This window comes from Niallia circulans, from assembly GCF_003726095.1.
GTDB classification, from domain to species: Bacteria; Bacillota; Bacilli; order Bacillales; family Cytobacillaceae; genus Niallia; species Niallia circulans_A.
In genome coordinates this window covers 3,322,877-3,345,654 of sequence record NZ_CP026031.1, presented here as the reverse complement: position 1 = coordinate 3,345,654, position 22,778 = coordinate 3,322,877, and the positions used below count along the sequence as shown (strand labels likewise).

18 protein-coding genes and 1 riboswitch are annotated in these 22,778 nt (G+C 34.6%); of the genes, 15 read left to right on the top strand and 3 right to left on the bottom strand.

Going from position 1 to position 22,778, the window contains the following annotated elements:
• From C2I06_RS16015 to C2I06_RS15955, 13 genes are all read left to right on the top strand, one after another.
• The gene (locus C2I06_RS16015; RefSeq protein ID WP_123258421.1) at positions 1-1,002 is read left to right on the top strand and encodes a nitroreductase family protein; all 1,002 of its coding nucleotides are present in this window, start codon (positions 1-3) and stop codon (positions 1,000-1,002) included.
• A gap of 131 nt (positions 1,003-1,133) precedes the next feature.
• Positions 1,134-2,075, top strand: a complete 942-nt coding sequence (locus C2I06_RS16010; protein WP_123258420.1) for a glycosyltransferase family 2 protein — start codon at positions 1,134-1,136, stop codon at positions 2,073-2,075.
• A gap of 342 nt (positions 2,076-2,417) precedes the next feature.
• A complete protein-coding gene (locus C2I06_RS16005; RefSeq protein WP_123258419.1) occupies positions 2,418-3,347 on the top strand; it encodes a glycosyltransferase family 2 protein in 930 nt (309 codons plus the stop codon).
• A gap of 102 nt (positions 3,348-3,449) precedes the next feature.
• On the top strand, positions 3,450-4,631 hold the full coding sequence (locus C2I06_RS16000; protein ID WP_123258418.1) for an O-antigen ligase family protein: 1,182 nt from the start codon (positions 3,450-3,452) through the stop codon (positions 4,629-4,631).
• Positions 4,632-4,644: 13 nt separating this feature from the next.
• A complete protein-coding gene (locus tag C2I06_RS15995) occupies positions 4,645-5,472 on the top strand; it encodes a polysaccharide pyruvyl transferase family protein (protein WP_095332685.1) in 828 nt (275 codons plus the stop codon).
• A 158-nt stretch (positions 5,473-5,630) separates the two neighbouring features.
• A complete protein-coding gene (locus C2I06_RS15990; protein WP_176474240.1) occupies positions 5,631-7,187 on the top strand; it encodes a lipopolysaccharide biosynthesis protein in 1,557 nt (518 codons plus the stop codon).
• Between the two features lie 91 nt (positions 7,188-7,278).
• Positions 7,279-8,310 carry a glycosyltransferase gene (locus C2I06_RS15985; protein ID WP_123258417.1) on the top strand — a complete coding sequence of 344 codons (1,032 nt, stop codon included), beginning with the start codon at positions 7,279-7,281 and terminating at the stop codon, positions 8,308-8,310.
• 449 nt (positions 8,311-8,759) lie between these two features.
• Positions 8,760-9,926, top strand: coding sequence for a nucleotide sugar dehydrogenase (locus tag C2I06_RS15980; protein WP_123258416.1), 1,167 nt, complete (start codon positions 8,760-8,762; stop codon positions 9,924-9,926).
• 171 nt (positions 9,927-10,097) lie between these two features.
• The gene (locus tag C2I06_RS15975) at positions 10,098-12,017 is read left to right on the top strand and encodes a heparinase II/III domain-containing protein (RefSeq protein WP_164463723.1); all 1,920 of its coding nucleotides are present in this window, start codon (positions 10,098-10,100) and stop codon (positions 12,015-12,017) included.
• A gap of 662 nt (positions 12,018-12,679) precedes the next feature.
• The gene (locus C2I06_RS15970) at positions 12,680-14,764 is read left to right on the top strand and encodes a BglG family transcription antiterminator (RefSeq protein WP_123258414.1); all 2,085 of its coding nucleotides are present in this window, start codon (positions 12,680-12,682) and stop codon (positions 14,762-14,764) included.
• Positions 14,765-14,779: 15 nt separating this feature from the next.
• Positions 14,780-15,070, top strand: a complete 291-nt coding sequence (locus C2I06_RS15965) for a PTS sugar transporter subunit IIB (RefSeq protein WP_095332703.1) — start codon at positions 14,780-14,782, stop codon at positions 15,068-15,070.
• 23 nt (positions 15,071-15,093) lie between these two features.
• Positions 15,094-16,479, top strand: coding sequence for a PTS ascorbate transporter subunit IIC (locus C2I06_RS15960; protein WP_123258413.1), 1,386 nt, complete (start codon positions 15,094-15,096; stop codon positions 16,477-16,479).
• A 24-nt stretch (positions 16,480-16,503) separates the two neighbouring features.
• The gene (locus C2I06_RS15955; protein WP_206428001.1) at positions 16,504-17,214 is read left to right on the top strand and encodes a transaldolase; all 711 of its coding nucleotides are present in this window, start codon (positions 16,504-16,506) and stop codon (positions 17,212-17,214) included.
• A 172-nt stretch (positions 17,215-17,386) separates the two neighbouring features.
• On the opposite strand, the gene C2I06_RS15950 is transcribed toward C2I06_RS15955, so the two are convergent.
• The 3 genes from C2I06_RS15950 to C2I06_RS15940 form a co-directional block, all read right to left on the bottom strand.
• The gene (locus tag C2I06_RS15950) at positions 17,387-17,920 is read right to left on the bottom strand and encodes a phosphoribosyltransferase family protein (RefSeq protein WP_206427975.1); all 534 of its coding nucleotides are present in this window, start codon (positions 17,918-17,920) and stop codon (positions 17,387-17,389) included.
• Positions 17,921-17,938: 18 nt separating this feature from the next.
• Positions 17,939-19,012, bottom strand: a complete 1,074-nt coding sequence (locus C2I06_RS15945) for a solute carrier family 23 protein (RefSeq protein WP_047941938.1) — start codon at positions 19,010-19,012, stop codon at positions 17,939-17,941.
• Between the two features lie 73 nt (positions 19,013-19,085).
• Positions 19,086-19,187: riboswitch (purine riboswitch) on the bottom strand.
• A 189-nt stretch (positions 19,188-19,376) separates the two neighbouring features.
• Positions 19,377-20,795 carry a PTS transporter subunit IIC gene (locus tag C2I06_RS15940; RefSeq protein WP_123258410.1) on the bottom strand — a complete coding sequence of 473 codons (1,419 nt, stop codon included), beginning with the start codon at positions 20,793-20,795 and terminating at the stop codon, positions 19,377-19,379.
• A 293-nt stretch (positions 20,796-21,088) separates the two neighbouring features.
• Between C2I06_RS15940 and C2I06_RS15935 the strand changes: the two genes are divergently transcribed.
• Together C2I06_RS15935 and rpe are read left to right on the top strand one after the other, a co-directional pair.
• Entirely contained in the window at positions 21,089-22,105 is a 1,017-nt protein-coding gene (locus C2I06_RS15935) for a LacI family DNA-binding transcriptional regulator (protein ID WP_095332715.1), read from the top strand.
• A complete protein-coding gene (gene rpe, locus C2I06_RS15930; protein ID WP_123258409.1) occupies positions 22,098-22,757 on the top strand; it encodes a ribulose-phosphate 3-epimerase in 660 nt (219 codons plus the stop codon). The genes C2I06_RS15935 and rpe overlap by 8 nt, the downstream gene beginning before the upstream one ends.
• Positions 22,758-22,778: the final 21 nt, after the last annotated feature.

The following is a 22,778-nucleotide window of genomic DNA, read 5'->3' as shown; positions in this document are numbered from 1 at the left end:
ATGAAAACTAATACAAATAAATTGAAGGAATATGGAAAGAAATTTTTGCAAAAGATTCGTCTTCGTTATTTAGCAGGTAAAGATATAAGAAGATTTTCGAAAACAGCCTCCTTTTCAATTTATGATTGTTCATATGAACAATTATGTTCGAGAATAATATACAATGTTCATGCGATTGAAAAAGGATTGTCTCGTAATGAAAATATTCGATTAGGATTTGGTAAAAAGGCTCTTTCTGTTCTTAATGATGCTTTAGTGGTTTATACAAAAAGTGGCTATTCTCAGGATAGTTTTCCTTATAGACAAGGGCGTTCTATTATACTGCGGTATAAAAAATTTCACGAGAGTAAGAATTTTGATGTGAGTTTTTTGAGTGAAATTATAGATAGCACTTTTTTGGAAGATTACAATCAAGTATTTAGAGAAGCAGGAACTAAAACTATTTATCGAGAGGAAAAAAAGCAAAATCATAATAAGGATTTTTATTCATTAGCTCAAAATCGATATAGTATTAGAGAGTTTTCTGGACAACCTATAGATATAAATAAAGTGAATAATGCAATAAAGAATGCTGGAAAAACTCCCTCTGTTTGTAATAGACAAGGATGGAAAGTTTACGTTGTAACTAATAAAGAAAAAATGAAAAATTTACTATATTTGCAAAGAGGGTTTAAAGGATATCCCAAATTGCCTGAGGTGGTTTTGGCAATAAGTGTTTCTAATAGTACATTTTTGAGCCCTGTAGAAAGAAATGAGGCTTTTGTTGATGGTGGCCTATTTTCAATGTCAGTGATTTATGGCTTAGAACACGAAGGCTTAGCTGCTGTCCCGTTAAACGCGATGATGAATTCTAGGGATGAAAAGGATATAAGAAAGTTAATAGAAGTTGACGATTCTGAACAACTAATATTATTTATTGCAATTGGTGACTTTAAAGAAGAGACAATTGTTCCCGCCTCTGATAGAAAAAGTATTGAAGATTATACTATTTATATAAAATAAATGAATAGTATATCTTTACTTTCCATCAGGTAAAAAAGGATATTTTTTGCAACTATTACTTTCGAATAGTATTAAAAGTAATAGATAATAAACTCTTATATTATAAAAAATTATGCTAGTAGGGGCTAAAAATGAATTCGTTGATATCTATTGTAATACCACATTTTAATTCAAGTGATAGGATAGGAAAGCTCCTTAATTCACTAATGGTGAAAGAAAAGGATAATTTTGAAATTATTATTGTTGATGATAAGAGTAGTGTTACAGAAATAGAAAACTTAAAAAGAATTGTGAAGCAATTTCCTTTAAATATATCTTTGTATGAAAACCAAACAAATAAAAAAGGTGCCGGTGTTTGTAGAAATATCGGGATTCAAAAGGCTACTTCTCCATGGATTTTGTTCGCAGACAGTGATGATCATTTTACTGATAATTTCTATAAGTTTATAGAACCGTATTTAACAGCAGATTTTGATATAGTTTATTTTCCACCTACATCTCAAGATGAAAATGGTAATATAACAACTAGACACCTTTCTTATTCCAAACCAATCGAAGAATATTTGGAAACTAGGGATAGTAGTAAAATAAAATATCAAATACAAGTGGTTTGGTCAAAATTATTTAGAGCAGAAATGATTAAAAAACATAATATTACTTTTGATTCAACGTTAAGCAGTAATGATGTTATGTTTAGTTTAAAATGTGATTATTATTCAACTTCATTTACAGTTGATTCAAATACAATTTATAGTTGGGACTTTAATTCCAAAAGTATAACTAGTGCGATGAGTAAAGAAAAATTTTCGGATATTTTGGATGTATATATAAGAAAAAATAATTTTTTCAGAGAAAAGCTAAGTACTAAAGAATATAAAAATATAAGGAATTCTGCCATAAGACTTACTGGAATGGCACTTGTAAGGTATAAGTTTGGTTTATCTTATAGCTTAGGAATTTTTATTAAATTGCTTAGAAATAAACATATATTAATTAAACTATCAGACATTAAGATTAGTAGATTAAAAAATTTTTTAAAGAATAACCAATTTTATAAACAAGAAACTGACTAATAAAATTAGTGAAAAGAATTTCGTTTTTTAGGATACATTAGCGTTATTTATGAAAAAATGAAAATTCAAAAGTTATTTTTAAGAATAACACTAAATCGTAAGGATTTTAGATAGCAAGTGGATACACTTGGGAATAAATCAAATTGCGCAGCGACCTGCGCAACGGAAGAAAAGGATGCTCACAATTTGTTGTAATAGACGCATGAAAATCTAGCCTAAGAAAACTGCTACAGCTTTTTTTCGCGTCGTTTTGCTCATATAAGATTATTGTCAAAGTGCGATTAAGCTTTCTGGTAGATAGTGTTGCATCCAAAGCTTCTTTAGAAGATAGTGGGAGGATACATGAAAATACAGGATATTCATAAATACAAACTGCCCTATAACAAAAGGATCAAGGGATTAAATTGGATATTAAATAGATTCGTTATGGTTTCGGAAAATTTACTACTTCGCAAACAGCCAATTAAAAATTGCATAGGAAAAAGTAAAGGCGAAAAAAAAATCATTCTGTCAATGACGACCTATCCAGGGCGTAATAACATAGTCGGATGGACGATTAAGTCACTTCTGAATCAGAGTGTGCCGGTCGATCGGTTTATTCTATGGCTTGCAGAAGAACAGTATCCAGAAGAAGATATTCCGCAAGAAATCCAACAATATATGCAATATGGCTTAGAGGTTAGATTTTGTAACGATTTAAGGTCGCACAAAAAATATTATTATTCCATGCTTGAAAATCCAGATGCTATTGTAATTACAGTCGATGATGACGTTATCTATCCGGAAAATACGGTTGAAAAATTGTTAAGAATGCATAAAAAGTATCCCAATACAGTGATTTGCAATCAAGCACGTTGGATTGCAGTGGAAGGGGATCGACTTGCCCCTTATGTAAAGTGGAGAACAATGCTACCAGAAAAAGTTGAGCAGCCTAGTTATCGAATTTTACCAATCGGAGAGGGGGGCATCCTCTATCCACCTGGTGTATTATATAAAGATTTGTTTTCGGAAGAATTGCTTATGTCGCTAGCTCCATCGGTTGATGATCTTTGGCTAAAATTTATGGCTGTGAAACAAGGTACACGCGCCATGGTATCGGAGCCGGAGCAAAGGGGACTTTGCCCAGTTTGGGTGGTTGGACAGCCTTCTTCTTCGTTACAATCGCAAAATGTGCAAGGCGGAAATAACGATATTGCTATTGAAAAAATTATGAGACATTATCCGGAACTGTTTGCTATTTTACAAAATGATACATCTCGCTTTGTGAAATAATTACATATATAGACTTTTCTGGATAACGAAATCGTGTTAAGTTTATATTGATTTATAATATGGGGTTTGAATAGCAAGCCTTAATTTTGGTGAGGGAAAATAATGAACTTTAGAATAAAGAAGATTACCTCAACGGATTTAATAAGTTTAGTAATCCTTATTAGTTGTATAAATATTACCTTTTTAAATTCCATTTTTAGTGAAATGACTCAAATCCTTTTTTGGATAAGAATTGTTGCGATTATAGGACTTGTCATAAGAAATTTTTTTATTAGACATAAATACACAACTACATTTAAATGGCTAAGTGTATTTATTTTATTTTCTTTATTATGTACACAATTTGGTTATGGAAATGTTGGGTATGCGTTTAGATTGTTATCTATTCCATTCTTAATTTCGCTTTGTATCGATTCCTACCAGAAAAGTATTATTCCAATTTTGAGAATATGGAAAAATACTCTATGGGTAATTATTATTGCCGATGCATTATCAATGATATTATACCCAAGTGGATTATATAGCGATGACCTATACACTGAAAACTGGTTTTTAGGGTATAAGACGGCAAGATTAGTTTATAGTTTACCACTATGCATCATTACTGCATACTTGTCAGAAGTGAAAAATAAAAAAATTAATATAGAGAGTTATCTTGCCATTATAATTTCGGCAATATGTTTGTATCACTCTAAATCAACAGCAGCCAATGTTGGTATCCTATTGATAGGTGGGTTTTTTATTTTTTTTAACCTTAGTAAAATAATAAAGGGAAGCGAAAAAATTATATATAAAATTTTAAATTATAAAGTTTTTATTCCACTTTATGGACTGCTCGTTACTTTTACCATATTAATAGATCGGTCACCTATTATGCAGTATTTTGTTGTGAATATTTTAGGAAAAAGTCCGACGCTAACAACGAGGACATTCATTTGGGAAAGTTGTTTAAATGTGATTTCTTCCAGCCCGATATATGGAGTGGGTTATTTATATGCAGAAAAATATGTAGAGATAACAGGAAATGTGTTCGCAACCTCTGCCCATAATATGGTACTTAGCATTTTGGTGTCTACTGGAGTAGTGGGGCTACTTCTTTATGTTGCGATGGTTATAAGTGCAACAAAAAGAAAAAATGGTACGTATCAGCGGCATGAAGCGGTGTTAATTGCTGGTATTATTTCATTGTTAATAGTTGGCGTTACGTCTTCAACTTTGGTGTTTAGTGCTTTTGGTTTTGCTTTTTACATTTTATTAGGAATACCATTCAAAAAAAATATGTGATGGAGGACTATATGTGTCTAGGATAAAAAGATTTTTAATGAGAAATGAGCTGTCTATTGGATATAAGAAATCGCAAAAAAATAAAGTTAACCTAGAGTGGTGGAATAAAAAGCCCAATTTAGGTGATGGATTGGCAATTGTGATATATGATTGGATGCTTGATTATTACGGCTTGGACAAAGAACAAAAGGTAAATGGTACGAAGCATTTATTAACTGTTGGCTCATTGATTGGCATGGGTGGTTTTGATGCTACAGTTTGGGGAAGTGGAATCCATAGTGTCAGTAGTATGGAAGCAGTGGTAAAACAAAAAAAAAATAGAAAATATGATATCCGTGCAGTTAGGGGACCAATAACGAGATGGTTCTTGCAAGGCATCGGATATGAATGCCCGGAGGTATATGGAGATCCAGGTATATTGCTGCCTTTAATCTATAAGCCAGAAAATGTAGAAAAAAAATACCCGATTTCGGTGATATACCATATGTCTCAGAATGGAAAAGATGGAAACCGACGAGATGATTTGAATTATATCAATATAGAAACATACGATCATAAGTCTTTTTTGAACGATGTAGTTGCATCAGAGCTTGTTATTTCGTCTACTTTGCATGGTATTATTTTGGCAGAGGCCTATGGAGTTCCGGCTATTTTTTTAAAAAAGGGAATGGATCAGGAAATTATAAAGTTTTATGACTGGTACTTCTCAACAGGAAGAACTTCAGTTAAAATGGCTGAAACGCTAGATGAAGCTCTTAAAATGCAGGCAATGGAACTACCGAACCTATCGGAAATGCAGGAACAATTGATTGCTGTTTTTCCAAAAGATATCTGGAATTAAATTTAATAGTATTTATGGAAATATTACTGAACAGAATGATATATTTATCATTCTTTATATATGTTAACTAATATGTATTAACCATTACAATTATGTTGATTGTATTGATAATGAATTTTTTCAATTCACATGAAACGTAATTGAGGGGGATTTTACAAGTGAAAATAGAACGCACAAAAAATGCAACACGTAATATCATCTTTGGCGGTATTTTGAAGATATATCAAATTATTGTACCGTTTTTAATGCGTACAGCAATGATTTATTGGATGGGTATTGAGTATCTTGGTTTGAATAGTCTGTTCACGTCGATTCTTCAAGTGTTGAATTTAGTAGAGCTGGGAATAGGATCTGCCATGGTTTTTAGTATGTATAAACCCATTGCAGAAGATGATGAAAAAACCATCAGTGCATTGCTACGCTTATATCAAATATATTACCGTGTGATTGGGTGTATTATTGCGGTTGTAGGCTTGATAATTTTACCTTTTATACCGAGCTTGATTAGTGGTGAGGTACCTGGTGGATTGAATGTTTATATTCTATATCTATTAAACCTAGGAGCAACTGTACTTTCTTATTGGCTATTTGCCTATAAAAATAGCTTGTTAAATGCACATCAACGAAATGATGTGATAAGCAAGGTACAACTGTTTACAAACACTTTTCAGTACGGTTTACAATTGTTAGTTTTGTTTATTTTACAAAATTATTACTGGTATTTAATCGTTGCACTTTTTACACAGGCGATGACCAATATTTTAACTGCCGTTGTTGCTACGAAAATGTATCCTAATTATCGTGCGAAAGGTAGACTCGAAAAAACAGTAATTAGTCAGATTAACAAAAGGATAAGAGACTTGTTTACATCAAAGGTCGGTGCGGTAATTCTGAACTCTGTAGATACAATTGTGATATCTGCATTTTTAGGTCTTACCATGTTAGCTGTTTATCAAAATTACTATTACATTCTATCTTCTTTAATTGCCTTAGTCACTATTGTATTTAATTCATGTACTGCAGGTATTGGTAATAGTTTGATTAAGGAAACAAAGGAGAAAAACGTAGAGGACCTGAAAAAATTCACATTGATTATTGTATGGATTTCCGGATTCTGTACAGTTTGCTTGTTATGTTTGTATCAGCCAATTATGAAACTTTGGGTTGGAGAAAGATATGAGCTTTCTTTTATTGCTGTAATTTATTTTTGTATTTATTACTTCATATACGAAATAAATCAACTCCTAAATTTATTTAAGGATGCAGGAGGAATTTGGAATAAGGATAGATTCCGTCCTTTAGTAACAGCTTTGGCAAATTTGATAATGAATTTGATTATGGTTCAATTTTGGGGAATATATGGAATAATTTTATCCACTGTATTAGCTACATTGTTGATAGGTATGCCTTGGCTACTACACAATATTTTTAGCGAGTTATTTGATAAAAGCGATATGTGGCCTTATTTAAGAAAACTTTTTCGATATGTCATTGTAACAATTTTGGCGTGTATTTTGACTTATATCCCTTCTAGTTTGCTACAATTTTCAGATTTTACTACGCTTGTTACTCGCGGGATACTTTGTTGTATAATTCCCAATGTCATTTTCTATCTGGCATATCATAAACAGATAGAATTTCGTCAAAGTCTTCAGCTATTTGACAAAATGACAAAGGGTAAATTAGCCTTGGAAAAACGGTTGTTACGTTATTGAAATAGTAATGATTAGGGACTATATAAGGCTTATTATGTTTATACAAATTTTCAAAAAATACTGAGGCAAGAAGAAATAAGAAGGTGATGCAATGAAAAAGGAAAAAGTATCTTTTATTATTCCGGCATATAACGCACAGAAGTATATATTGGATTGTGTCACAAGGATTCTTCAGATTCCATATGAGGAGATTGAAGTGATTGTGGTAGATGATGGCTCTACAGATTTGACACTAGAAAAACTGAAGACTATTATAGATCATCGTCTTATGGTAGTCTCACAGAAAAATAGTGGGGTATCGGCAGCTAGAAATACCGGTATTCGAAAGTCAACTGGTAACTATATTGCATTTGTGGATGCTGATGATTTAGTGCTCCCCGAACAGTACAGTAAGATCTTGAACAGTGTAGGCTTTGATAAAGAGATTTACATGTTTGCATATGCTGTTATGAACCAAAAAATAGTGAGGAAAGTACCATTACCGCTCGAACCAGGTTGCTATAACGAGGCTGATGCAAGGTTACTTTGTGAAAGGCTTTACGATGAGCCTTTCTCTAAAAACTATAAAGCAACATATTTTGGCGGGAAGGTATATCAATACCTATTTTCGCGAAAATTTTTGCTTGATAATGAGCTTGCTTTTCCAATGAATATGAGGTTTGCAGAGGACTGTATTTTCTGTTTTTCTTGTTTTAGAGTAGTTAAGAAATTTGAAGTGTTGGCAGCAGAGTCCCCTTATCTGTACGTGGTATATAGTGAAAGTGCGAGTCACTCCTATAGGTCGGACTTTTGGAATGAACTGAAAAAATCGTACATGTCCGCCTGTAACCTTGCAGGAACTGAAGTCGGGCATAAGAATGAACTATATTTCCATTATGGTAATGAAGTAGTTCGTCGTACTGTACTGCATTTTTCCAATTGGAATCAGAAGAGGCAAGCTTTGGAGAAGATTCGTGAGGTCATGCAAGATCAGGAGTTCCTGGAGGCAGTAAAGGGAGTTCAGTTTGATAGTTGGACGTTTAAAGAACGTATGTTTCTGAGCTTGTATCGAAAACAGAAAGTGGAATTTGTCTACCTGATGATGAGGGTAAATAATATATTAAAAGAGTATTTAAAGAGATGAAGAACGATAGTATTACTCACGTTTAAGTAGATGATTTGTTCATCTTCTGACAAAGTGAGTGAAACATGAAATTCATGCTCTATCAGAGTTGAAGTTTACTGAAGTTCAAACTGGTTAGGTTTTATAAAATTAGATATCGGGCTTCTCAAAAAGACAACAAACAAATTAGATAAAGAGAAGGGAAAATGAACTTTCGCTATAGTTTCTTTTCTTAATTTTTATTGAAAGAAACAGGAATAATACTAATTAATTACTAGTTTACAAGTGAAGAAAACCCGCCAAAGGCTTGCTAGAGAAGAATATGGTTAGGTTAGAAAATGTTAGTAACAGGATTGATGAGAGCAAATTATTTGTGGAGAATATCAGGCATATTTCGAGAAGCAGTATACGCTTAAAAAATTTTTGTTTTTTATTTGAATACTAGTTTATCAAGGGAGAGATATAATTAAATGAAAATAACAGTTGCAGGCACTGGCTATGTTGGATTGTCTAATGCTATTCTTCTAGCTCAACATAATGAAGTTATAGCACTTGATATTATTCAAGAAAAGGTGGATTTGATCAATAATAAGAAGTCACCGATAATTGATAATGAAATTGAGGAATATTTAGCGACAAAGGATTTAAATTTGACAGCAACAACAGATAATTATGCTGCATTTAAAGACGCAGAATATGTAATTATATCTACTCCAACTAACTATGATCCGGAAAAAAACTATTTTAATACAAGAACGGTTGAAGCCGTAATTGCGAATGTATTATCCATTAATCCAGAAGCTATTATGGTTATCAAGTCAACTGTTCCTGTTGGATACACAGAGAAGATTAAAGAAAAGTTTGAAACGGATAATATTATCTTTTCACCAGAGTTTTTAAGAGAAGGTAAAGCACTATATGACAACTTGTATCCATCTCGAATTGTATTGGGAGAACAATCAGAAAGAGCAAAGGTGTTTGCTAATATGTTAGTCCAAGGTGCAATTAAAGAGAATATAGATGTTTTATTCACAAATTCTACTGAAGCAGAAGCTATTAAATTATTCGCTAATACATATTTAGCGATGAGAGTTGCATTCTTTAACGAACTCGATTCTTATGCTGAAGTAAGAGGTTTAGATTCAAAGCAAATTATTGATGGTGTAGGCCTAGATCCAAGAATCGGAACCCATTATAATAACCCTTCCTTTGGTTATGGCGGTTACTGTTTACCAAAAGATACAAAGCAGCTACTAGCTAACTATGCAGATGTTCCTAATAATATTATGACAGCAATTGTTGATGCTAATAGAACAAGAAAAGATCATATTGCAGAAATGATTATCAAAAAGAATCCAAAAGTTGTTGGTATTTATCGCTTAACAATGAAAATGGATTCAGACAACTTTAGACAATCAGCCATACAAGGTGTCATGAAACGTATTAAAGCAAAAGGTATTGAAGTGGTTGTTTATGAACCAGCATTGCAGGAAGAGACTTTCTATAATTCAAGAGTGATTAATGATTTCGATCAATTTAAAGAAATTTCTGATGTGATTGTTGCCAATAGATTATCTAGCGATTTAGCAGATGTTGAAGACAAGGTTTATACGAGGGATTTATTTAGTAGAGATTAGAAATAAAATTATAAAATACTCTTTACCAATATAGGTAGGAGTATTTTATTTTTATTAAATAAGACTAATACTGGGAAATAAAAGTAAATATTTAACGTTTAAATGTGAGAGTAATTATTTTGAGTTAATCAACAAATATAGAAATAATATAAAATGAATGGGAGGTTTGGGATGAAAATAAAAAAGAAATTTTCATATTTTGTATTAATTCTTATTATTTTTTTTAGTAGTGTAACCATCCATAGGGATAGCTCACAACAGAATAATGTTGAATATAAAGGAAAAAATAATATTTCTTCTTTAAAGGAACCAGCAGCACAAGTGATTATAAATGACCTAAAGAGAGTATCTCCTAATAAAAAGCATCCCAGACTATTAGCAACAAGTGAAGATTTTGAAAAAATAAAAGAATCTCTAAAAACTGATTCAAATTTAAAGCGTTGGTATAAAGAGCTGACAATAAATGCTAATAATTTATTAGAAAAGCCTGTGGTGACATATGAAAAATCAGATGGTGTGAGATTACTGCCAATTAGTAGAACTGTCTTAGACAGAACCCTAACATTGTCTTTAATGTATAGGTTGAGTGGTAATAAGTTATATGCTGAAAGAGCTTGGAAAGAGTTGGAGCGAGTATCTGATCGAAATAGGTTCTATGATTGGAACCCTGCACATTTTTTAGATACAGCTGAGATGGCTGCGGCAGTAGGAATTGGTTTTGATTGGCTTTATGATTATTTAAATCAGAACCAAAAGGATATTCTAAAACAGTCCATACTTAAAAAGGCACTTAATCCAGCACTTATAGTATATAATGATCAAAATAGTCAAGCTCAAATACCTACTTTTTGGAGAGATGGAAGTAATAATTGGAATACAGTTTCTAATAGCGGTATATTAATTAGTGCCTTGGCAATCGCAGATGAATCACCATTTACCGAAAGAATTACTGGTGAAATTATTCAAAAGTCTCTTTCTTCATTAAAAACTTCTTTAATGTCGTATGGTGACGATGGAGGAACGGAAGAAGGACCTGGATATTGGAATTATGCAACAAAATATTTGGCATTGCTTTTCTCCTCTTTAGAAACTTCTTTAGGTACAGATTATGAGTTTTCCAAAGTAAAAGGAATAGCCAATACTGGATATTATGCAATCTATACCAAAGGAAATAATGGCGCATTTAATATAGGTGATTCTCAAGAAGATAACTTTATTAAATCACCACAATTATTTTGGTTTTCTAATAAATTTAATAAGCCGGAATTGGCAGATAGTGTGCTAAAAACATATAGTCCTCTAAATATGATTTGGTACAGACCAAAAGAAGAAAAAAATTATCCCCTTCCATTAGACAAAATGTTCAATGGTAGTGCTGGTATTGTAACTATGAGAAGTTCATGGGATTCAAAGTCATCTTTTGTAGGCATACATGCTGGTGATAATCAAGCTAGTCATGGCGATTTAGATATAGGGACATTTGTAATTGATGCATTAGGTGAGAGATGGGCTATTGATCTTGGTATGGATAATTATAATCTTCCAGGCTACTTTGATAAGAAAAGCAAGCGCTGGAATTATTATAGGAAAAGAGCAGAGGGTCAAAATACACTAGTGATAAATCCAGATGAAGGTCCAGATCAAAATATTTTTGCAAAAGGAAAAATAATAGACTTTACTTCAAAGAAAAATGAGGCTAGTACCCTTATTGATATGACAGATGCGTATAAAAATGCAAAATCTATCCAAAGAAGAGCATCTTTGATTAATGATAGAAATGACATACTTATAGAGGATAATATTACATTAAGTACTCCATCAGAAATTTATTGGTTTATGCATACTCGAGCAAATATTGGTCTAAGTGTAGATCGAAAAACAGCTATATTGGTAATGGGTGAAAAATTCATTACAGTAACAATAAAGAACCCTTCTAATGCTAAATTCTCAGTAATGGATGCTAAACCATTATCTAGTTCGCTTGGTGAAAACCAAAAACAAAATAATAATATTAAGAAATTAGCTATTCATTTAGAAAATGTTAAGGAAACGCAGATTTCAATAGAGTTCGAGACCCAGTTTACTAAATAGCAGGCTGATAATCTGTAAACATAAAGAAATTCCTCTGCTACATTTATTGATGGACTCAGGTAGGAGGGAGCAGAGGATGGCATTCTAAGAGGTAAATCCTTCACAAAAACCGTTCCCTACATTCCAATCTATTAAAAAAAGCATCAACTATTTTCTATTCTCAGTTTTCTCTAGAAGTAGGGCAATCAAAACTAGTACAGGCGCAAATATTTCTTGATCTAATTGTTCACGACTCCTATAAAGCCCTGGTTTATGGCGGATTTTTGATGAAGGAACCTCATGGATTAAGCGTATCTATATAATTCTCACAGAAGTTAAAAATCGTATAACAAGGTATCTTATGCATAAAGATTCAGATAATACAAGCGGCCATTGGAACGAATATTGTTCTAATGGCTCTTTAATTACTTTGTATTTTTAATAACAGTAGCTTTTCCCCCGCACTTCCTGGCTCAGATATCCGTAAATAGTGGCTCAAACTCCTCACTGTCTGCTTGCTATACTCCCTCTTAATTAGAATTAGGACCTTCCATATAAGTAAAAAACAATAGACCCCAAAATCAATCCAATCTTGTTCAAACGAGCTAGCCACAATTCGGACCAAATGAATACGCTTTCTTTCGTTGGAATATTTTATACTGTACGTAGAAGGAGGTAGGAAGATGTTGGATCAGAGGGCGGCTGCTTTATTACAGGTATTAAAAAATTATGGTCCTCAAAGAATCAAGAGATTGGAAAAGGAGTTAGGGTGTACGCGGCGGCAAATTACGTATGATGTGAAGAAAATCAATAATTGGTTAATAGATCAGGGGATGCCCCCTATTAAAAATGATCGTTCAAAAGGGTTAATCTTTCCTAATCAATGGAAGGAACAGGAAGAAGGAAAGATACCGGTCGTAAAGACAAATACTTATATTGCTTCACCAACGGAAAGAAAAGGGTTAATTCTATTAAAAATATTTACGAATACAGAATATGTGTCTGTGAATCACTTCATTGATCTTCTTAAGGTCAGCAAAAATACGGTCCTTACTTCTATTAAAGAAGCATCTAAGCTCGCTGAACAATATCATGTAATTATTAAGTATACAAGAAGGCATGGTTACGAATTGGTTGGGGAGGAAGGTAATATAAGGTTTCTCATGATGCTTTGCATTTCAGAATTTATACGTTATGAGGAAGGATCTGAGCTATTAAAGGACTTATACAATCAAGAAAATGGCCAAGGGGCTTATGAACATAGTCACAAAAAGATTGCTGCTATTATAGCAGAAATGGAAAAACAGCTTGGCATTAAATACGTTGAAGAAAAGGTCCAAGAAGTAATCGTCTTTCTGCTTTTTCTTCTATTGAGAATACAAAAAGGAGGCAGTATTTTCTATCCAGATGATAGGAGAGAAATCATTGCGAACTTAAACGAGTATAAGGTTATTTCTGAAAAAGTCACCAAACTTGGCATTTCAAAGGAGACTGATGAACACCTTTATATAACAAGCGTTCTGATAGGATTGCAATGCAAGGATAGCCATCTAAACGAAGCTTCATTCTTAATGGAAAGGCAATTATTTGCGTTGACACAAGTAATCATTCAAGAATTCGAACTGCTAGCCTGTGTGTCGATTTCCAATCAGAAGGAGTTAGCTCACTCCCTTTATTATCATATTAGACCGGCTTACTATCGAATGTTATTTCATATTCCAATCGTCAATCCATTATTAAAGCAAATAAAGGAAGAATTTCCGGATTTGTTTGTGTTAGTAAAAAAGGCGCTCAAGCCATTAGAGGAATTCGTAAACCGTTCCATTTCGGAGGAGGAGGTAGGTTATATTACCTTGCATTTTGGTTCCTATGTGGATGCGGCAAATATTCAAGTGGATCTGCGTAAAAAGGCAGTCATTGTTTGCCCGAATGGAATGGGGACATCTAATATGCTCAAATACCAGATAGAAAAGCTTTTGCCAGAGGTAGAAATACTAGCTATTTATTCCCTAAGTGACTATGACTATCAAAGGGAAGATGAATTTGATTTGTTGTTTTCAACCATTCCTTTTCAAACAACAAAACCAATTATTATGGTTAATCCTATTTTAACAGCGTTAGATAAAGCGCGTATTCTTCAGGAATTTGATTTTCGTGTTCTCAGGAAAAAGGATTTAAAAGGAGTCAGCGTTAATCAAATAATGGAAGTCATCAAGCCTTTTACGACCATCCATAATGAAAATGGACTCTATGAAGCACTTTGTGATTTAGTAATGGGGCATACTGCTGCTCAGTTTAGGGGGTACAAACCAGTGATAAGTGATCTGTTAAAACGAGAATTGATTCAAATAAAAGATAAGGTAGATAGTTGGCAGGAGGCAATTCGCGTTGCTTCGTCACCATTGCTTGACATACAAGCGATAGAACCACGCTATATCGATGCAATGATTACCAATATTGAAAAGCTGGGCTCTTATGTTGTTCTCGCACCAAATGTAGCGATTCCACATGCGAGACCAGAAGAAGGGGTGAAAAAATTAGGCATGAGTCTACTTAAATTGCACGAACCTATTTCTTTTTCACCAGATGATCCAGAGAAAAATGTTCACTTGATTTTTGTATTGGCTGCTGTAGATAATCATTCGCACTTAAAAGCATTAAGTCAGCTAACAGAATTATTAGAGGAAGAGGAGAATATCGACCAAATGATAGAAATGACAGCAACTGAATCATTTCTCGAGCTTATTCAAAGCTATAGTGAATTATAAAGGAGATGTTTAACAATGATTACAATTGTAACCGTTTGCGGAAATGGGATTGGCAGTAGTTTAATGTTGAAAATGAAGATAGAAGAAATTTGTGCAGAATTGGGAATTCCAGCACAGGTCGAATCATCTGACTTTAATGGAGCCAAGGGAAGAAACTGTGACTTAGTCGTGACGATTGATGAATTAGCAAAACAATTTGATAGCACGGCGCAAAGAGTTTGTGTGGTAAGGAGCTATATAAATAAGAAGAAAATTAAAGCGGATGTCCAGGAAGTGTTGCAAGAGGTTGCTTCTAATAAAAAATAACATACGGTTGAGGGGGCTTTAAAATGGGCTTATTAACAAATGTTTTAGAATTTCTTAAGGATATTCTCTCAGAGCCAGCACTTTTAATAGGGTTAATTGCATTCATTGGCCTTGTTGCATTGCGGAAACCATTTCATAAAGTTTTAACCGGTACACTTGGTCCTATTCTCGGTTATATTATGCTGAGTGCAGGTGCATCCTTTATTGTTGCTAATCTGGAGCCATTGGGAGCAATGATAGAAAAAGGGTTTAACATCCAAGGGGTTGTTCCCAATAATGAAGCAGTAGTTGCTACCGCTCAAAAAATGCTTGGTGTAGAAACGATGTCGATTTTATTACTAGGTCTCATTCTTAATATCGTCATAGCAAGGTTTACAAAGTACAAATATGTATTTCTAACCGGTCACCATAGCTTTTTCATGGCTTGCTTGTTATCCGCAGTGCTAGGTGCATCTGGTTTATCAGGAGCATTACTCGTTATGATCGGTGGCTTTATTTTAGGCGCATGGAGTGCGATTTCCCCAGCAATCGGGCAGAAATATACATTAAAAGTTACGGATGGGGATGATATTGCGATGGGCCATTTTGGGAGCATCGGATACTATCTGTCTGCATGGGTTGGAAAGTTTGTGGGAAGTCCAAAGGATAGTACGGAGAAAATTAATATTCCGGAGCAATGGTCCTTTTTAAGAAATACAACCTTATCTACGGCACTAACGATGTGTGTTATTTATCTTATAGCAGCAATCGCAGCTGGTTCAGAATTTGTTAACACGCTATCGGACGGGGTGTCCCCTTATTTATTTGCTATTATGAGTGCTTTGAAATTTGCCATTGGTGTAACGATCGTTTATAACGGGGTGCGGATGATTCTTGCAGACCTTATTCCGTCCTTCCAAGGAATTGCTACAAGGATAATCCCAAATGCAGTTCCAGCAGTAGATTGTGCCGTCTTCTTCCCATATGCACAAACAGCGGTAATCATTGGCTTCATCTGTAGCTTTGCAGGAGGAATTATTGGAATGCTCATTCTTGGATTTGCTGGCGGTGTATTAATTATTCCAGGGCTCGTTCCTCATTTTTTCTGTGGAGCTACGGCTGGCGTCTATGGAAATGCAACAGGCGGAAGAAAAGGAGCAATGCTTGGTTCTTTTGTAAATGGGTTGGCACTAACCTTCTTACCTGCATTACTTCTCCCTGTATTAGGAGATTTAGGCTTTGCCAATTCTACGTTCGGTGATGTGGATTTTGCTCTAATTGGGATACTTCTTGGGCAAGCAGGAAACCTATTTACCACAGCTGGCATCTACGCGATTGTCTTTTTGCTAGTACTCATTTTAATTATTCCAAACTTCATTAAAACGAAAACTGTTACGATCAATCATGTCGATGAAGATACCAATATGTAGGAGTGAAGCAGAATGGATAAATTAATCGATCAATTAAACGTCAAAATCTATGCAGATGGAGCAGTATTAGCTGATATGTTAGAAGCATATAAAAGTGGAATCATCCATGGATTTACGACAAATCCAAGTCTAATGAAAAAAGCCGGTATTCAAGACTATGAAGCATTTGCAGTCGAAGCACTTCGCCATATACCAGATTTGCCAATATCTTTTGAAGTATTTTCCGATGACTTTGCCATCATGGAAAAAGAAGCAGAAAAGATAAATAGCTGGGGAGAAAATGTCTATATTAAAATACCAATTACGAATTCGATTGGGGAATCTTCTATTCCATTAATTCAAAAACTATCCAGTAAAGGAATGCAATTAAACATTACAGCCATTTTAACACTAGACCAAGTCGAAGAAACGGTTCAAGCCTTCAAATCTGGAACAAAGAATATTGTTTCCGTATTCGCCGGCAGAATTGCAGATTCAGGAATCGATCCTATCCCCACTATGAAAGAAGCTGCCAAAATATGCAGTAAAAAAGAAGGAACAGAGCTATTATGGGCCAGTTCGAGAGAGCTATTAAACATCATGCAAGCAGACGCATGTGGCTGCTCAATCATCACCTGCTCCCCAGACATCCTTAATAAACTAGCAAACGTAGGAAGAGACCTAAAAACTATATCCCTCGATACAGTAAAAATGTTTAATAAAGACATACAAGAACTAGGGTATTCCATTATTTAGCGGGACGGTTCCTCCTGATTTCTTTTTTTGGGGAGTATTGTAGAAGTTTCGGCGTTGTTTTTAAAGTGAATAAAATAATGAAGAGCCATTAGAACAATGTTTGTTCCAATGGCTGTTTTTCCTACACGATTTTTTTAATCCCTCACAAAACCATCCTCTGTATCCCAACCTATCAAAACACAGGCAACTTCTCTAAATAAACGATATCATCTCTTTCTGCAGCATCTCCTTCAGCAAGAATGGCAGCTTTGGAAACAACGATTCCTCCTGCTTTGGTAACTAGTTCTTCTAATACTCGTATTGACTCTCCAGTGCTAATGACATCATCAATTATGGCAATGCGTTTTCCTTTAATCTTGGCGGCGTCTTTTCCATCTAAACAGAGTAATTGTTCTTTTTGTGTGGTAATGGACACGACTTGATTGATTAGTGGTTCGTCCATGTAGGGTTTTACACTTTTTCGAGCAACGACATATTCTGGCATGTTTAGTTGTTTCGATAATTCATGGACGAGGGGAATTCCTTTTGCCTCAGCTGTTACTAAATAATCGATGTCTTTCAATTGCTCAGCTAAGAGGGAAGCGGCTGCAACGACGATTTCTGTATCGCCTAAAATAACAAAGCTTGCAATCTTTAAATCATTTGAAATAGGGATAATCGGTAACTCTCTTTTTACTCCAGCAACAGTAAGTGAATAAGTCTCCATCATAAATTCTCCTTTTTCTTAAACTCCAAAGAGTCCTAGTAAAAATTCCATCACAACGCCAGCTAATAACCCTAAAAATGGATCGGCAATGGCTGTTACGATGATAGTAATGGCTCCAACAATAGGGGAACTAGCTTCTGTACCAGTTAGTGCAGCTGTTGCATTGCCTGGTAATGTCACAATCGCCCCTAAGACGAAAAGGAAACCGGCAATGGATGAACTAGGTACATATTTTCCAATCTTCGGCAAAAGTTTGAAGAACAGGATCGCTGCCATGATGGCCATTGTTAGAACTCCTGCCCATACTGCATGGGGAGCAGAGGCAGTAGCGGAAATAATGATTTCCACAGGTCCTCCACCAAATAGAGAAGAGACCATATCTGCTAAACTACTAATAATCGTTAGCGTGTCAATATTTACATTTGCTCCGGCGATTTCTCCATTAATTTTTCCAAAGGCAATATTAGCACCAATATTCAAACAAACAAGAGCGAGTGCCCCGCGAATAACAGAAGGGTTGAGAATAAACTTTTGGAGCTTAAATTTATCTTCTGTTAGCATATTTGTTACAGTGGCAGATTCTTTTTTAGTGAAATGATAGACAATGCTAGAAAGCAGCACAGAAACAGTGATGGTATATACTAAGTCTTTTGAAATAATATAGGTTAATAAGGCACTAGCGAATGAAGTGACCCCAATCAATCGATCGTTTTTTGCCATATCCCAGGCAACCTTTGCGAGCATAAAACCAACACCAGCCATCATCCCATTTGTAATAACAGGACCAATCCAGGCAACGATTTGTTCCATCAATCCAAAAACACCTATAATAACTAATAAAAAGGCACCAAAAAAGATGGAAGAGAGCCGTTCGCGCATATTTTTCCCCATTGTTCCTGCAACTGTTATGGTTTCCGCCTGAAAGGAAATAACGGCAACATTGCTTGTTAAGCTATTCCCAGCAGCACCTACAAGAAAGGCAAGTGCGGTTGGCACGGACGCAAAGCCAAAAGATAGAGCCAGTAACCCTTGGGGCAATCCATTTAATACAACACTTAATGCTGCTAGTATGTCTTTTAGTATATCTTCCATTTTCCTTCTCCTTTACTATTTCCCGCAATGTCCTATAGAAAAAAACCGTTCAGCAAAGTAGAACGGTTTCTAGAAAAAGAAATTTTCCGTCCATAGTAGAGTGATTTAGGGCCACTCTGTAGAGACTCCCAGACCATATTACCGGGATTATACGGGGTATTTACGTACAATATTAACATTGTAACTTAAAAAGTTCGTATTTTAAATAAAAATTTTGAAAAAATAGAAGATAAGGACTTCTTTTAGCGGTAGAATCTGCTGAAGGATAGAATAAAGTAGTTTTGGCGATTTTTTTCTTACACTCCGTGAAAATAAAAATAGAATGTTAACCTTAAAACTTTATGGTTAACATCCTACTTTCTAGTTATGACACTTTCTTATCTGTATTTTGTTTCAATTCCATTTTCTCATTTTCTTTTCTCATTTGTTTAAAGTACCAGCCGAATAACAGGATATAAGCGATAAGCGCTAACACGGAGAATCCTATTAATTTGATATCCCAAGTATCGACAGCTTTCCCAAATAGAATAGCGAGCATTTTTTCAATTGGATCAGAGTCCACGGAAGAGAACAGGGAATCTGCATCCAAGCCATTAGGGAAATTCCCCATAGCTTTGGAGGTTTCCGTCACGAATTTAGCAATAAAAGTTGCTCCCCATAAGAATAAAGGAATTAAAATGGTTCCAATAATGGTCATGCGTACTACTCTTCCCTTTGTTACGATTAGAAGAGCTGGGGCTAATACAGTAAGCAGAATTCCTCCTAATGGAAGGACTGTATTGCCGGGAAGAAAGATAGCGACTAGCAGCAAGATTGGTGCTAAAATATTCGCTACTGCCCATAGTTCTGCGCGTGTCGCTAAGATTGGCCAGTCGATTCCTATCAATAATTTCCGACCTTTAAAACGCTTACTCATTTTCGATGTAATACCTTCGGATAAAGGACCAATAGCTGGGCCGAACCAGCTGCCAACTAAAGCAAATAGTTCAAGGGCAACAGCACCAGTAAAGGCTAAGGTGAAAATTTCTGCGACTGACAATTGTCCAAGAATACCGATGAATATCCCTAAGTAGGCACCAATTGCGAAATTACTGCCCCAGAAACCAATTTTTTTATTTAATGCTTCTGCATTAAAGTCAAATTTATCAATAAATGGTAAGCATATATCGATAAACTTGTTTAACACCATAACAAGTGGTGCGATTAGTAAGGATGGATGAGCGGTTGTTGTAATGTTGTTTTGGTCATAGCCTAAAAGCTCATTGATTGTAGGCTTCATTACATCTGCATTGATAAGCATTAATGCGTAAATAAAAGCTACGAATAATGTTGTTAAAATTAGATTATCATTAGAATAATACATAGTAAGAAGACCAATGACAGAGAGATTCCAAATATTAAATAAATCTACGTTTAAGGTTGCTGTTTTCTTAGCTATCAACATGAATACGTTTACTAAAAGGCATATAAAAGCGAAATAGAGTGTGTAAACAGATCCCCATGTGATCACAGCGAGTGGAGCCCATCCTAAATCCGTAACAGATAAGGCAACTCCCGTAGATTCTACAAAACTATTTAGCGCTGGTGAAAAAGCAGTAGTAAGCAAAGAAATAATTGCTCCCATACCTGTTAAGGCAATGGCCATTCTTAGGCCGCCTTCAATTGCTTTCGATATAGAAACGCCAACGATTAAAGAAAGAATCGTAATGATGATAAACATCATGGCAGATCCTCCTAAATTAATAAAGCCATTAAAAGCATCATTTAATTTCTCAAGAAACATTTGGCTTACCTTCCTTTTATGAAATTTACGTAATCGGTTCCGTAAACGGTTACTCAAAATATAACAGAATTTTTTTAAAGGTACAACTATTAATTTAAATTAGTTTTTTCAAGTAAAATCATTTTTGGAAGAATAATATGGAAAGGTAAGTAAACGGTTTCGTTTATAGGAGAGCCTTTTCGCTGGATTGATAAAAAGCGGTAAGTTTTTAAAATATATAATTTCAGTTGACATTATTTTTTTGGAATGATTAAATGAAAATAAGTAATCGGTTACGTAAATGAGGGATTAAGATGATAACAATCAAAGATGTTGCGAAAGAAGCAGGTGTTTCTGTTGCTACTGTATCAAGAGTTCTTAATAATAAAGGTGGCGCGAAGCCTGAAACAATTACGCATGTAGAAAATGTCATAAAGAAATTAAATTATAAACCAAATAAAATAGCCAAAAGTCTTTCGGAAGGAAGCTCCAATTTAATTGCGCTTCTTGTACCAACATTGAATAATCCCTTTTTTCCTGAGTTGGTTAGGGAAATTGAAAAGGTTGCAAATGAAAACGGTTATAATGTGTATTTATGTAATAGTGATGATGATCGCATGAAAGTGGAATATTATCTAGAATCCATGATTGACCACTATGTTAGTGGAGCCATTATAAATTCCCTTCATGTAGATGCAAGTGACTTAGCAGAATTAGAAAAACGCGGAATCAGAACAATTACAATTGACCGTGCAAATTTTGAACATCCATACTCTGCCATAACTGTTGATCACACTTTAGGTGCACAGCTGGCTGTTACTCATCTTATTCGAGATGAAAAATGTAATAATATTGTGTTTATCTCCGGACCTAAAAATGAGAAAAGTGCGATTGATCGTTTAACTGGATTCACGCTTGCTTTAAACGAGGCGAGGCATCCTGTTAAAACGCATATATGTTATGGGGATTTTGGAACCGCAAGTGGATATGAAAATACAAAGGCTCTCATTGAAAAGGGCCGTTCATTTGATAGCATTTTTTGTGCAAATGATGCAATGGCTATTGGCGCCATGCGTGCATGCCATGAGTTTGGCATTAAAGTACCAAGTGAAGTGAAGATTGTAGGCTATGATAATATTAGTCTTGCTTCCTATATGTATCCAACTCTTTCCTCTGTAGATCAGTGTAAAGAGGATATTGGCAGATTAGCGGTCAATGAATTAATCCAATTAATCAAAAATCCGAAGAATAAGCAGAAGCAATATCAATTGGAGCCAAAGTTAGTTATAAGAAATTCGTCAACAATTAATGGAGGAAGTATTAATGAATAAAATCGGACCATCTTTGATGTGTGCAGACTTAGGAAATTTAGAACAAAATATAAAAGAGTTAGATAAAGCGGGTGTTGATTTTTATCATATTGACATTATGGATGGGAAATTTGTTCCCAATTTCACATTAGGACCAGACTTTGTGAAAACGGTTCGCAGACTTACAACAACACCATTAGATATTCATTTAATGGTAGAAGAGCCAGAAAGGCATATCGACTTATTTGCAGAGTGTGGAGCAGACATGATTTCTGTACATCAAGAATCAACCAATGCTCTACATAGTGTATTAATGAAAATTAAAGAGAAAGGAATAAAAGCAGGAGTAGCGATAAATCCGGGAACTTCGCTTGAATTCCTTGATCAAGTATATGACTTAATCGATTATGTCGTAGTGATGACTGTAAATCCAGGATTTGCCGGCCAAAAATTTATTCCTTCTATGTATGAAAAGATCGCGAAACTAAATGGGAAGATAAAGCAGTATAACCGGGAAATTGAGATCCAAGTAGACGGCAATATTGGAGAGAGTACCATTCCAACATGCCAAGAAAATGGTGCGACGATGTATGTATTAGGAACAAGTGCTGTATTTAATAGTAATCATTCATTGGAAGAAAATGTTCGATTAACAAGAGAAATATTTAATTAAAACCAACTGGAGGAAGGCTAA

Excerpts from the sequence above, each read along its gene's own strand:
- C2I06_RS15970 (WP_123258414.1), top strand. The coding sequence starts at position 12,680 with ATGTTGGATCAGAGGGCGGCTGCTTTATTACAGGTATTAAAAAATTAT.
- C2I06_RS15965 (WP_095332703.1), top strand. The coding sequence starts at position 14,780 with ATGATTACAATTGTAACCGTTTGCGGAAATGGGATTGGCAGTAGTTTA.
- C2I06_RS16010 (WP_123258420.1), top strand. The coding sequence starts at position 1,134 with ATGAATTCGTTGATATCTATTGTAATACCACATTTTAATTCAAGTGAT.
- C2I06_RS15975 (WP_164463723.1), top strand. The coding sequence starts at position 10,098 with ATGAAAATAAAAAAGAAATTTTCATATTTTGTATTAATTCTTATTATT.
- C2I06_RS16005 (WP_123258419.1), top strand. The coding sequence starts at position 2,418 with ATGAAAATACAGGATATTCATAAATACAAACTGCCCTATAACAAAAGG.
- C2I06_RS16015 (WP_123258421.1), top strand. The coding sequence starts at position 1 with ATGAAAACTAATACAAATAAATTGAAGGAATATGGAAAGAAATTTTTG.
- C2I06_RS15985 (WP_123258417.1), top strand. The coding sequence starts at position 7,279 with ATGAAAAAGGAAAAAGTATCTTTTATTATTCCGGCATATAACGCACAG.
- C2I06_RS15945 (WP_047941938.1), bottom strand. The coding sequence starts at position 19,012 with ATGGAAGATATACTAAAAGACATACTAGCAGCATTAAGTGTTGTATTA.
- C2I06_RS15980 (WP_123258416.1), top strand. The coding sequence starts at position 8,760 with ATGAAAATAACAGTTGCAGGCACTGGCTATGTTGGATTGTCTAATGCT.
- C2I06_RS15960 (WP_123258413.1), top strand. The coding sequence starts at position 15,094 with ATGGGCTTATTAACAAATGTTTTAGAATTTCTTAAGGATATTCTCTCA.
- C2I06_RS15950 (WP_206427975.1), bottom strand. The coding sequence starts at position 17,920 with ATGGAGACTTATTCACTTACTGTTGCTGGAGTAAAAAGAGAGTTACCG.
- rpe (WP_123258409.1), top strand. The coding sequence starts at position 22,098 with ATGAATAAAATCGGACCATCTTTGATGTGTGCAGACTTAGGAAATTTA.
- C2I06_RS15935 (WP_095332715.1), top strand. The coding sequence starts at position 21,089 with ATGATAACAATCAAAGATGTTGCGAAAGAAGCAGGTGTTTCTGTTGCT.
- C2I06_RS16000 (WP_123258418.1), top strand. The coding sequence starts at position 3,450 with ATGAACTTTAGAATAAAGAAGATTACCTCAACGGATTTAATAAGTTTA.
- C2I06_RS15940 (WP_123258410.1), bottom strand. The coding sequence starts at position 20,795 with ATGTTTCTTGAGAAATTAAATGATGCTTTTAATGGCTTTATTAATTTA.